This window comes from Pseudomonas sp. URMO17WK12:I6 (assembly GCF_003253625.1).
Lineage (GTDB): Bacteria > Pseudomonadota > Gammaproteobacteria > Pseudomonadales > Pseudomonadaceae > Aquipseudomonas.
On sequence record NZ_QKYZ01000027.1, the window covers coordinates 1 to 12991 of the forward strand.

The 12991-nt window shown below is 59.2% G+C and carries 7 protein-coding genes and 1 rRNA gene; 4 read left to right on the forward strand and 4 right to left on the reverse strand.

The features are described 5' to 3' along the window. Window positions 1-29: 29 nt before the first annotated feature. Both rrf and mrdA read left to right on the forward strand, forming a co-directional pair. Window positions 30-145: ribosomal RNA gene (gene rrf / locus F475_RS29190) — 5S ribosomal RNA — on the forward strand. Between the two features lie 241 nt (window positions 146-386). Further along, window positions 387-2279, forward strand: coding sequence for a penicillin-binding protein 2 (gene mrdA / locus F475_RS29195; protein ID WP_111455364.1), 1893 nt, complete (start codon window positions 387-389; stop codon window positions 2277-2279). 11 nt (window positions 2280-2290) lie between these two features. Here the strand turns inward: mrdA and F475_RS29200 are convergent, their stop codons facing one another. After that, complete coding sequence (locus tag F475_RS29200; protein WP_111455365.1) at window positions 2291-3250, reverse strand: LysR family transcriptional regulator; 960 nt, start codon at window positions 3248-3250, stop codon at window positions 2291-2293. A 121-nt stretch (window positions 3251-3371) separates the two neighbouring features. Here F475_RS29200 and F475_RS29205 point away from each other — a divergent pair, with 121 nt between their 5' ends. Continuing rightward, window positions 3372-4127 (forward strand): class II aldolase/adducin family protein, encoded by a 756-nt coding sequence (locus F475_RS29205; protein WP_064616808.1) that lies wholly within the window; start codon window positions 3372-3374, stop codon window positions 4125-4127. Between the two features lie 215 nt (window positions 4128-4342). On the opposite strand, the gene F475_RS29210 is transcribed toward F475_RS29205, so the two are convergent. Genes F475_RS29210 through mfd form a run of 3 tightly spaced genes read right to left on the reverse strand, consistent with a single transcriptional unit; the run spans window position 4343 to window position 11086 of the window. Next, window positions 4343-7036 carry a DEAD/DEAH box helicase gene (locus F475_RS29210; RefSeq protein WP_111455366.1) on the reverse strand — a complete coding sequence of 898 codons (2694 nt, stop codon included), beginning with the start codon at window positions 7034-7036 and terminating at the stop codon, window positions 4343-4345. Window positions 7037-7047: 11 nt separating this feature from the next. Further along, a complete protein-coding gene (locus F475_RS29215) occupies window positions 7048-7626 on the reverse strand; it encodes a CsiV family protein (protein ID WP_018930294.1) in 579 nt (192 codons plus the stop codon). Window positions 7627-7636: 10 nt separating this feature from the next. Then, a complete protein-coding gene (gene mfd / locus F475_RS29220) occupies window positions 7637-11086 on the reverse strand; it encodes a transcription-repair coupling factor (protein WP_018930293.1) in 3450 nt (1149 codons plus the stop codon). A gap of 354 nt (window positions 11087-11440) precedes the next feature. Here mfd and F475_RS29225 point away from each other — a divergent pair, with 354 nt between their 5' ends. Beyond that, window positions 11441-12904 carry a glyceraldehyde-3-phosphate dehydrogenase gene (locus tag F475_RS29225; protein ID WP_026286742.1) on the forward strand — a complete coding sequence of 488 codons (1464 nt, stop codon included), beginning with the start codon at window positions 11441-11443 and terminating at the stop codon, window positions 12902-12904. Window positions 12905-12991: the final 87 nt, after the last annotated feature.

A 12991-nucleotide genomic window follows, 5' to 3' on the forward strand; every position in this document is an offset into this window, starting at 1 on the left:
CGTCGAAAGACGGTTCGGTACCCGAATTTCTTGACGACCATAGAGCATTGGAACCACCTGATCCCATCCCGAACTCAGAAGTGAAACGATGCATCGCCGATGGTAGTGTGGGGTTTCCCCATGTGAGAGTAGGTCATCGTCAAGATTAAATTCCGAAACCCCTATCTGCGTATGCAGGTAGGGGTTTTGTTTTGCCCGTAGGAAAGTGCTTTGGCAACAGAGGGCTAGCGGATGGCCATCCCTGGTAATGGTCGCATCGTTCGTGAAACTTCGGCAGAGCGCGCTAAAAACCACGCCGTTTTTGGTATGGTGCAGCTCGTTTCAACGGACTGACTGCAAGCCTACGGATCGGTACTCCCGTTTATAGTCAAAGAGTTGCTGCAGAAATGCCCGAACCGATACCAATCAAGGACCACGAGAAAGAGACGCTCCTGGTCAACAAAAGACTGATGGCCTGCGCCTTGTTCGTCGCCGCCATTACTTGCGCGCTGGTGGTGCGCATGTACGTCCTGCAGGTTGTCGAGTTCGACTATCACTCGACAATCTCCGAAAACAACCGCGTCCATGTCCTGCCGATCACTCCAACTCGTGGGCTGATCTACGACCGCAATGGTGTGGTCCTGGCAGACAACCGACCCAGCTTTAACCTGACCATCACCCGCGAACGCGCTTCCGATGTCAAACGCGAGCTGGATGAAGTGGTCAACCTCCTGCACCTGCCGGCCGAGGACCGTACACTGTTCGACAAGGCGATGAAGCAGGCCAGGCACCCCTTCGTCCCGGTCACGCTGTTCTATGAGCTCAGCGAAGAACAGATCGCCGTACTCGCGGTCAACGAGTTCCGTCTGCCTGGAATCGATGTAGAGCCGCAGTTCGTTCGCCACTACCCCATGGGCGCGCACTTTGCGCATTCGATCGGCTACGTCGGTCGCATTAACGAAAAAGAATCCAAAGCCCTGGACACGGTGGAATACCGTGGCACCCAATCCATTGGCAAAACCGGTATCGAGAAATTCTACGAATCAGAATTGCACGGCCATGTGGGTTACGAAGAAGTCGAAACCAATGCCCAGGGCCGCGTGCTGCGAGTGCTCAAGCACACCGACCCGATCCCCGGCAAAAACATCGTCCTGAGCCTCGACGTCAAACTTCAGGAAGCCGCCGAGGAGGCATTGGGCGATCGGCGTGGCTCGGTGGTCGCTCTCGATCCATCGACCGGCGAAGTATTGGCCATGGTCAGCAAGCCAAGCTTCGACCCGAACTTGTTTGTGACGGGCATCAGCTTCAAGGAATACGCGGCACTGCACGACTCCATCGACCGGCCGCTGTTCAACCGCGTGCTGCGCGGGCTCTACGCACCTGGCTCGACCATCAAGCCGGAAGTGGCGATCGCCGGCCTCGACGCCGGAGTCGTAACCCCGCAGACCCGCGTCTTCGATCCGGGCTATTACCAGTTACCGGATTTCGATCATAAGTACCGTAACTGGAATCACAGTGGTGATGGCTGGGTGAACATGGACACGGCGATCATGCGCTCCAACGACACCTACTTCTACGATCTGGCCCACAAGCTGGGCATCGATCGTCTGCACGACTACATGGCGATGTTCGGCCTTGGCGAGAAGGTCTCGCTGGACATGTTCGAAGAGTCTCCCGGGTTGATGCCGTCTCAGGCCTGGAAGCGCGCCACGCGGCGACAGGCGTGGTTCCCCGGCGAGACAGTGATCCTCGGCATTGGCCAGGGCTACATGCAGGTTACTCCTCTGCAGCTGGCACAGGCCACCGCGCTGATCGCCAACAAAGGTGTATGGAACCGGCCGCACCTGGCCAGGACCGTGGATGGCGTCGCGCCGGTGGACGAGCATCCGATGCCGAACATCCTGCTCAAGGATCCGCGTGACTGGGAGCAGGTCAACCACGGCATGCAGATGGTGATGCATGACGCCCGCGGGATTGCCCGAGCGGCGGCGCAGGGCGCGCAGTACCGCATCGCCGGCAAAAGTGGCACCGCGCAAGTGGTGGCGATCAAGCAGGGTGAACGCTACAACCGGGCGAAAACCCTGGAGCGCAACCGCGACAACGCCTTGTTCGTCGGATTTGCTCCGGCCGAACATCCGCAGATTGTCATCTCGGTGATGATCGAAAACGGCGAGGCCGGTGGTCGCGTCGCCGGCCCTGTGGTGCGGCAGATCATGGATGCCTGGCTACTTGATCAGGACGGCCACCTGAAGCCGCAATACGCCGCGCCGAGCAAAGCCCCGGGCGACCCTCACGTTTAAGGATCAAGGTTTCACAGCACAGGCTCACGAATGCTGAGCATGTGCTGGAAGCTTTCCAGGAACACGGTTTCGGCCTGATTCATCTTCTGCTCACGATTCCACAACAGCTGGATATCGAAATCCACCACGCCGTCTTCCGGCGGCAAACGCCAGAGCAAACCTTGCTCGACATCCCTGCGCACCAGATGAGTCGGCAAACACCCAATACCAAACCCTGCGCAGATCAAGCGGTAAATCTCTTCGAAACTGGTGGATGACGCAACGATCTTGCCGGTAAAGCCTTGCTGTTCGCGAAACAGGGTCAGGGGTGAAAGATTGCCGCCGAGCTGATCGCTGGTGAAGCTGACGAAGTTCTCTGCAGCGAGCTGTTCAAGGGTCAGATTCTCTTGTCCGAAAAGTCGATGACGCTGCCCGCAAAAGTACGCATAACGCTCGCGAAACAATACCCTCTGTTCCAGTCGCGGCTGCGGTAAACGGCATAATCCGACGCCAATGGTCGCGGTCTTTTGCAGCAACGAACTGATGATGTTCGAACTGCCCATCACCTCAACTTCCAGCTCGACTTTCGGGTGGGTTTCATGGAAGTCGGCGAGGAACTCATCGTAGTGTCGTGCTTGCACGCCGCTGACGGTGAGGATGCGGATCTTGCCGACCACGTCGTCGTGCCGACTCTCCAGCACCGTTCCCAGGCGCGAAATATCGCCGTAAATGTCCGTTGCAATGCGCAGGACTTCTTCCCCGGTTTCCGTCAGATCGAACCGCCTTCCACTGCGGGCGATCAACACACATTCCAGTTGTTCTTCCAGACGCTTCAAAGCCTGGCTGACCGCCGACTGGGTGATGTGCAGCCGCGCGGCGGCCCGACTCATGCTGCCTTCCTGACCGATCACCAGATAAGTGCGCAGCAGGTTCCAGTCGAGACGGTCATTCAGAAAGCGGCGACCAACCCACGGGTTCGAAGTGGAGGGCATAAGGATTCCATGTAGTAGCAGTACTAATAGTAAATATAAGATTATGAAAATTGACTAATCCTGTCATGGCAGCGATAAAGCCCACAAGCGCCACAGAGTGCGCTGCTAAAGAGGTGTATTCGTGAGTAAACCTGAACACATCGGCACGGTTGAATGGCAAGCCCGTTGCGAACTGGCCGCGCTGTATCGCCTGGTCGCGCACTTTCGCATGACCGACCTGATCGACACCCACATTACCCTGCGGATTCCAGGGCCTGAGCATCACTTTCTGATCAACCGCTACGGGGTTATTTTCGACCGCATGCGCGCCTCGGATCTGGTGCGCATCGATCAGGAAGGGCGAGTGGTCGATCCGGCCTACAAAGGTCATCGGGTCAATGCCGCAGGCTTTGTGATCCACTCGGCAATCCACATGGCTCGCCCTGACCTGAATTGTGTGATCCATACCCACACCGCCGCCGGCATGGCCGTCGCAGCGCAGAAGCACGGCTTGTTGCCGATCAGTCAGCACGCGTTGAAGTTTTACGGCAAGTTGGCGTATCACACCTATGAAGGCATTGCCCTTTCGCTGGATGAGCGAGAGCGTCTGATTGCCGATCTGGGGCCGCATCGGGCGATGATCCTGCGTAATCACGGACTGCTGGTCGGTGGCTCCGGCGTGGCCCAGGCATTTCAGGAAATTCACTTCCTGGAGCGTGCCTGTCAGGCACAGGTTCAGGCGCTGGCCGGTGGTTCGGCGCTGCATTACCCGTCTCCGGAAGTCTGTGCGCACACCGCCGAGCAGTTTGATCGCGATGAACAGGACAACATCATCGACCTGGCCTGGGAGGCCGCTCTGACCCTGATCGAGTCCCAACGCGAGTCCTACTTATCGTAAATTCTGTCATCAATACCAAGGTTTTGCTGTCCTGCGAAGGCGTCACCACATTCAACATCGACATTGACTGACACACCGCCTTCGCGGGCAAGCCTCGCGCCTGCAGGAGGACATGTCCGATTTCAGAAAGCCGCTTTCGCGAGCAAGTTTCCCGCAGGATTGATGCTCACCCTGTGGGGGCAAGCTTGCTCGCAACGACGATCTGACTATCCCTGCTACTTATCGATTTTTTCCGGCAACGGCGCAAACAACGCCTCGATATCATCGCTCTGCAACTTCCAGTCCCCGGTCTTGCGTCCATCCAGCACGCCTGCGGCCAGATCGGATTTTTCCTTCTGCAGATGCTGAATCTTCTCTTCTACCGTGCCCCTGGCAATCATCTTGTAGACGAACACCGGCTTCTCCTGACCAATGCGATACGCACGATCCGTCGCCTGATTTTCCGTCGCCGGGTTCCACCAAGGGTCGTAGTGAATCACCGTATCGGCTTCGGTCAGGTTCAGGCCCACACCGCCAGCCTTCAAACTGATCAGAAAGATCTGACGCTTGCCGCTCTGGAATTCCTTGACTGGCGTGCGTCGGTCACGGGTCTGGCCGGTCAGGATCGCGTACGCCACGCCGCGTTTGTTCAGCTCGTCCTCGATCAGCGACAACATTGAGGTGAACTGCGAGAACAGCAGAATCCGCCGACCTTCCTCGAACAGCTCTTCAAGCATTTCCATCAGGCTATCGAGTTTGCCGGAGGTGCTGCCGCGAGCGGGCAGGGCAGCATCGTTGACCAGGCGCAAATCACAGCACACCTGACGCAGCTTCAGCAGTGCCTCAAGAATGATGATCTGGCTGCGTGCCACGCCTTTGCGGGTGATCTCGTCGCGGACTTTTTTGTCCATGGCCAGGCGCATGGTTTCGTACACATCGCGCTGGGCTTCGTTGAGCTCGACCCAATGGACGATTTCGGTTTTCGGCGGCAGTTCGGTGGCCACTTGTTCCTTGGTCCGGCGCAGCAGGAACGGTTTGATCCGACCGTTCAGGTGTTGAAGTCGTACTTCACTGGCACGCTTTTCTATCGGTACGCGGTAATCGCGGTTGAAGCTTTTCACATCACCGAGCCAACCCGGCAGCAGGAAGTGGAACAGCGACCACAGCTCGCCCAAGTGGTTTTCTAGCGGCGTGCCACTCAGGCACAAACGCTGGCGAGCATTCAGCTCACGGGCCGCATGGGCGGCCTTGCTGTTGGGGTTCTTGATGTACTGCGCTTCATCCAGCACCAGTACGTGCAACGGCTGCGCGGCCAGACGTTCGACGTCCTTGGGCAGCAGTGCATAGGTGGTCAGGATCAGGTCGTAATCGGCCAGGTTATCGAAATGCTTTTTGCGACTGACGCCGTACAGCGCCAGCACTTTGAGCTGGGGCGTGAAATGCGCCGCTTCGTCGAGCCAGTTCGGAATCAGGCTGGTGGGCATGACCACCATGCACGGCCGATCGAGGCGCCCGGCATTCTTCTCGCTGAGAATGTGTGCCAGGGTCTGTAGGGTTTTGCCCAGGCCCATGTCGTCCGCGAGAATCCCGCCGACTTCCAGTTGTCGCAACGACTGCATCCAGCTCAGGCCTTCCAGCTGATACGGACGCAAGGTGGCATTCAAGCCTTCGGGCGCTGCGGCGGTGTGGTCCTTGATGTCGCGCAGGCGCTGGGCAAAGGTGCGGATCTGCTCGCCACCTTCCCAGAGCAGCGGCAGGCCTTCCAGCGGGTTCAGTCGCGTGGCGTCGGCCTTGCTCAGGCGCAGCGTGGTTTCGCCGGGCTCTTGCAGGTAAAACTCGCCAAGGGTGGCCAGCACTGGTTTCAGGCGGCCGAAGGGCAGGGCGACCTGCAACGGGCCCTGGTCGGTGCTGCGACGTTGTGGGATGTTCACCAGGATCAGTTCGTCGTCGCGACGTCGGGCGAGCCGTTCCGGGTTGAGGATTTCGGTGTGGGAGCGCATCAGGTTCAACAGGATCGGCAGCAGGCTCAGGCGCTCGCCGTTGACGATGATCCCCAGTTCCAGGTCGAACCAGTCGCGTTCCGGCGCCTGCTCAACGGTGGCGTACCAATCGTCCACGGCAGTCAGGTCGAAGCCGAAATCCTCGTCGATCTGCAACTCCCAGCCTTGGGTGCGCAACTTCGGCAGCTCATTGAGGGTGAAGGTCAGCCAGGCGCTGTCGTTGACCATCTCGTAGAGTTCGCCGGCACTTTCCGGCAAGGCCTTGCTTTGTCGGGTGGCGACTTTGAAACCGAGGATCCGCAGCTGCTCCCTGTAGGTCTGTTCGACTTCCGGGTGACGTTTTATCCGCAGCGTCTGCGTCTCCTGACGAATCAGGATGTCAGCGTTTTTCTGTCCGCTGACGTATTCGTCCAGATAGCTGAAGGACAGCGCCGCGCGATGCTGAATGTAACGCTGCATTTTTCCGTTGCGCGGTTCGAAGGCGCTGAACTCGATGCTCGCCAGCCACAGGCGCGGCACCGGTTGCACGTTGTCCACCAGCACTTGCGGCGGCGCTTTCGGGCTACGGTTTTCCAATACGGCCTGAAGTTTTTCCAGCAGTTCGGCGTCTTTCGCGGCTGCCGGATACGCGAGGGTTTCCTGCACTTGCAGCAACACCGCTGCGCAATGTTTGCAGTTGCTGTGAACCGGGCAGGTGCACGTGGCGTCGATCATCAGCAAGGTGCCTTTGGCCGACTCGCGCAGGCGAATGGTCTGACGGTAAACGTTACCGCCAGAGCCTTCGCAACTGGCGGTGATGGTGGCGTCGCCGACTTCGACGATCCTGACGCGGTTCTCCAGTGCGTAGCGGCGGCCACGCTCCAGGCTCTGTTCCTTGAATCGGCTGACCCAGGATGTTGCCAGGGGTTTGCTCAGGGTCGCGGAGGACATAAGGGCTTCAATCAGTCCGGAATTTCATCAGGGACTGGCCGAGGTGCAGGGGCGGTCAGCGAGGTGATTTTGATCAACAGGCCCAGGTGACCATTGTCGAGGAAGTTCAGCAGGCCGTTCTTGGTGTGGCTTTCCTGCTTCAGGCGTTCGCTGGCGGTGACCATGCCGTTGGCGTCAATCTGATTGACCCAGAAGTCGGCGTCGACGTCAGTGAAACGCCCCAGTTTCAGGTTCAACGTGCCCTCGATCGGGAATTGGCCGAACTGTTCCTTGCCTTCGCTGATCGCGATTTTGCTGGCTTCTTCACCCAGGTTCTGTTGCCAGGCCTTGTGCAGCAACACCGTGTACTCGTTGCTGGCAGTGAGTTTTTCCACTTCGGCATTCAGGCTTGGCGTGCGAAAGCTGTCGGGGCTGATGCGTTGGGCACCGGCAGCCCAGTCTTCTGGCGCGGCGCGGCTGACGATGGCAGGCACGGCGTTTTGCCGTACCAGAATCATTTCAACCTGATACAGATCAGCGGCAAACGCGGTCGAGGCGAGCAGCGACATCAACAACGTCATCAGCAAGGTCAGTGAGCGAAACAGGCGCATGCGGCGTCCTTCAAGCAGTGGTCGGAATGAGGCGCTCGAATAGCGCCTCTACAGTATTAAAGCGTTCTTCGGGGCGCTCCATCGGCACGAGGAACTTGAACATCGTGGCGCCTTCGAATTTGTAGCGTTTGGGCTGGCTCTGGATCAGTTTGATCAGTGTCAGCGGGTCGACCGGGGTCTGTGCCGCGAATTCGATCCGACCGCCTTGCGGGCCGCCGTCGACTTTCTTGATGCCCAGCTGTTCGGCTTGCAATTTCAGCGCCGTGATCCGCACCAGGTTCTTGGTCGGTTCCGGCAAGAGGCCGAAGCGGTCGATCATCTCCACTTGCAGGTCCTTGAGGCCTTCCTCATCGGTGGCCGAGGCAATGCGTTTGTAGAGAATCAGTCGAGCATGAACGTCCGGCAGGTAGTCTTCAGGAATCAACGCCGGTACACGCAGATTGACTTCCGGACCGCCACCCAGCGGTTGATCGAGGTTCGGTTGTTCGCCCTTGCGGATCGACTTCACCGCACGCTCGAGCATTTCCATGTACAGCGTGAAACCTACGGCCTGGATCTGCCCGCTCTGGCCGTCGCCCAGCAGTTCGCCGGCGCCACGGATTTCCAGGTCGTTGGTGGCGAGCACGAAGCCCGCGCCGAGGTCCTGGGTGTTGGCGATCGCTTCCAGACGCTTTTCCGCGTCGGGAGTGATTTGCTGGCGTGGCGGTGTCAGCAGGTAAGCATACGCCTGGTGGTGACTGCGACCTACCCGGCCACGCAACTGGTGCAACTGGGCCAGGCCGAACTTGTCGGCGCGCTCGATGATGATGGTGTTGGCGCTCGGCACGTCGATGCCGGTCTCGATGATGGTCGAGGCGATCAGCACATTGAAGCGCTTGTGATAGAAGTCGCTCATCACCTGTTCGAGTTCACGTTCGCGCATCTGCCCGTGGCCGATGCCGATCCGCGCTTCCGGCACCAGTTCGGCGAGGTCGGCGGCGCATTTCTCGATGGTCTTCACATCGTTGTGCAGGTAGTAGACCTGGCCGCCACGTAGCAACTCACGCAGCAGGGCCTCTTTGACCGTGCTCTTGTTCTGCTCCATGACGAAGGTACGCACCGACAAGCGACGGGCCGGCGGTGTGGCGATGATCGACAGGTCGCGCATGCCCGACACCGCCATGTTCAGCGTCCGCGGAATCGGCGTTGCGGTCAGTGTCAGGATGTCGACTTCACTGCGCAGTGCCTTGAGCTGTTCTTTCTGACGGACACCGAAACGGTGCTCTTCGTCGATGATCACCAGCCCCAGGTTTTTGATTTTTACGTCATCTTGCAGCAGCTTGTGTGTGCCGATAACGATGTCGATCTTGCCTTCGGCCAGGTCCGCAACTGCGGCGTTCACTTCCTTGGCCGACTTGAAACGGCTCATCACTTCCACCGTCACCGGCCAGTCGGCAAAGCGGTCGCGGAAGCTGTTGTAGTGTTGCTGGGCGAGCAGGGTGGTCGGCACCAGAATCGCCACCTGACGACCGCCGTGCACCGCGATGAACGCCGCGCGCATGGCCACTTCGGTCTTGCCGAAGCCGACGTCGCCGCAGACCAGCCGATCCATCGGTTTGGGCGCGAGCATGTCTTCGCGCACCGCTTCGATGGTGGTTTGCTGGTCCGGGGTTTCTTCGAACGGGAAACCGGCGCTGAAGGTCGCGTAATCGGCTTTCGGGTCGGCGAAGGCATAACCCTCGCGAGCGGCGCGGCGGGCATAGATGTCGAGCAACTCGGCGGCCACGTCGCGCACCTGTTCGGCGGCTTTGCGCTTGGCTTTCTGCCAGGTCTCGGAGCCCAGGCGGTGCAGCGGGGCCAAGGCATCGTCGCTGCCGGTGTAGCGGGCGATCAGGTGCAGGTTGGCCACCGGCACGTACAGCTTGGCGCCTTCGGCGTACTCGAGGGTCAGGAACTCGGCGGCCTGGTTGTCGATTTCCAGGATCGTCAGCCCCAGATAGCGGCCGACACCATGATCGATGTGCACCACCGGCGCACCTTCGCGCAGCTCGGTGAGGTTTTTGATCACCGCATCGTTGTTCGCGTCGGCGCGTTTTTCGCGACGACGGCGCTGCATTACGCGCTGACCGAACAATGGGCTTTCGGCAACCAGTGCCAGCGCTGGGTCGTCCAGCAACAGGCCTTCGTCGAGCGGTGCAATGGTGATCGCCAGGCGCTCTTTGCTGGCGACAAAGTCTGGCCAGCTGTCGACGGTTTTCGGTCGCAGCTTCAAGCGTTCGAGCAATTCCAGCAGCACTTCACGACGGCCCGCGGACTCGGCGGTAAACAGCACGCGGCCGGGGAATTCGTCGAGGAAACTGGCCAGCGCCGCCAACGGCTGAGTGGCCTTGGCTTCGATGGCCAGGTTCGGCAGCGGCTGAGCCGGGAAGCGCTCGCGGCCGACACCGGTTTCTACGTCTTGTTGACTGGCCACCACACGGGGCCAGCTCTTCAGGCGCGCAAAGCAGTCTTCCACCGGCAGGAACAACTCGGCCGGTGGCAGTAAAGGACGGGACGGATCGACGCGGCGCTCTTCATAGCGGTTGCGCACATCGTTCCAGAAATTTTCCGCAGCCTGTTCGATGCCCGGCAGGGAAAACACTTGCGTGTCCTGGGGCAGGTAATCGAACAGAGTGGAGGTTTCCTCGAAGAACAGTGGCAGGTAGTACTCGATGCCCGCCGGCGTAATCCCGCTGCTCAAATCCTGGAAAATCGGGCAGCGACGGAAGTCGACATCGAAGCGCTCGCGAAACCGCGCCTTGAAGCGGGTCACGGCTTCTTTCTGCAGCGGGAATTCCTTGGCCGGTAACAGTTTGACCGAGTCGACCTTGTCGATGGAACGCTGGTTTTCCGGGTCGAAAGTGCGCAGGGTCTCGATTTCGTCGTCGAACAGGTCGATGCGATAAGGCAACTTGCTGCCCATCGGGAACAGGTCGATCAGCGAGCCACGCACAGTAAATTCGCCATGCTCGTACACGGTATCGACGTAGCGATAACCGGTGGCCTCAAGCCGGGTGCGCATCTGCTCGACATCGAGTTTCTGGCCGACATCCAGCACCAGGCTGCTGCCGAGCAGGAATTTGGTCGGCGCCAGACGGTGCAGGGCAGTGGTGATCGGCACCACCAGAACGCCATGCGCCAGCTCCGGCAACCGATACAGGCTGGCGATGCGTTGCGAGATGATGTCCTGGTGTGGCGAGAACAGGTCGTAGGGCAGGGTTTCCCAGTCGGGGAAGTGCAGAACAGGCAAATCCGGGGCGAAGAAACTCAGCTCCTGTTCCAGCCGTTCGGCACTCTGGCTGTCGGCGGTCAGTAGCAAGGTAAAGCGCTTGGCAGCGCTTGCGGCCTCGGCGATGGCCAGGCTCAGGGCGGCACCGGGCAGGTTGCCCCAGTGCTGTTTACCTGCCGCGGCAGGGAGAAGCGGTAGACGCAGAACGGGCACGGAAGGTTGAGCTCCAAGCGTTGCGACAAAGTCGGTAATTGTAACGGTCTCGGGTGCCGGCTGTCAGTTGCAGACTGTGTCTATATACACAGGGTGAGCAAAATGTAGTGGTAATGACAAAAACTGGCGATTTAATACTGGAAATGTAGTGCCAAAACCGCTCGGTGTTACGGATGGTTACGGACACTGTGGCGTTATCGTCGAAAAATTGACTGTGCTGAAAGCCCCGTATTTACTGGGCTGGCGCGGGGCGTGATTTTTTTGAACGGAATTTTGTTACCGCTCGTGCGACAGGCGCGCATTGCTACGGGAGGCACTCGGCGGCATAATGTAGCCCCTTTTTTCTGCCCCTACATGTGGAAGGTTCCCGTGACTCAGAAGCCCGACCAGTGTCTTGGTGAATGGATCGACCGTGAAGCACTCGCAGAAGCGATGATTCCGCTTATCGGTCAGCTCTACCGCAATAACAACGTGGTGAGCTCGATCTATGGCCGCAGTCTGATCAACCAGTCTGTCATCGCGATTCTCAAAGCTCACCGCTTTGCTCGCCATCGCCAGTCCGATGACAGCGAATTGTCCGTCCACGAAACATTCCCGCTGCTCAAGGCAATGAGCGAGCTCAAGCTCGGCGCTGCTTCGGTAGATCTGGGCAAGTTGGCCGTCAAGTTCAAGGCCGAAGGCAATGGCCGTACCGCCGAAGCGTTCGTCCGTGACGAACTGGCTGATGTGGTCGGCAAGCAGAATGGTTCCGGCCGTACCGGCACCGACGTTGTCCTGTACGGCTTCGGTCGTATCGGGCGTCTGCTGGCGCGCATCCTGATCGAGAAAACCGGTGGTGGCGACGGCCTGCGTCTGCGCGCCATCGTTGTCCGCAAGGGCGCCGAGAACGATCTGGTCAAGCGTGCCAGCCTGCTGCGTCGCGATTCGGTGCACGGCTCGTTCAACGGCACCATCACCATTGATGAGGCCAACAACACCATCACCGCCAACGGCAACCTGATCCAGGTTATCTACGCGAAGAACCCGACTGAAGTGGACTACACCCAGTACGGCATCAAAAACGCGCTGCTGGTGGACAACACCGGTGTATGGCGTGACGCCGACGGCCTGGGCCAGCACCTGGCCTGCCCGGGTATCGACCGCGTTGTTCTGACCGCGCCTGGCAAAGGCAAGCTGAAGAACATCGTTCACGGTATCAACCACGGTGAAATCACCGCTGACGACAAGATCGTTTCTGCCGCTTCCTGCACCACCAACGCTATCGTGCCGGTGCTGAAAGCTGTCAACGACAAGTTCGGCATCGTCAACGGTCACGTTGAAACGGTTCACTCGTACACCAACGACCAGAACCTGATCGACAACTTCCACAAAGGCAATCGTCGTGGCCGTAGTGCCGCGTTGAACATGGTGATCACCGAGACCGGTGCTGCCACTGCTGCCGCCAAGGCGCTGCCTGAACTGGCCGGCAAGCTGACCGGTAACGCGATTCGCGTTCCGACGCCAAACGTGTCGATGGCCATTCTCAACCTGAACCTTGAGAAAGCCACCACCCGTGAAGAGATGAACGAGTACCTGCGCTACATGGCGCTGCACTCCGATCTGCATAAGCAAATCGACTTCGTCAACTCGCAGGAAGTGGTTTCCACCGACTTCGTGGGCTCGCGCCACGCAGGCGTAGTGGACGCTGAAGCGACCATCTGCAACGACAACCGCGTTGTTCTGTACGTCTGGTACGACAACGAATTCGGTTACAGCTGCCAGGTAGTTCGCGTGATGGAAGACATGGCCGGTGTAAACCCGCCAGCATTCCCGCGCTAAGCCTTAGCCGCACATGAAAACGCCCCGACTTCGGTCGGGGCGTTTTTGTTTGTGCGGGGCGCAATCTGCCGGGAGAAAGTGCTGGCA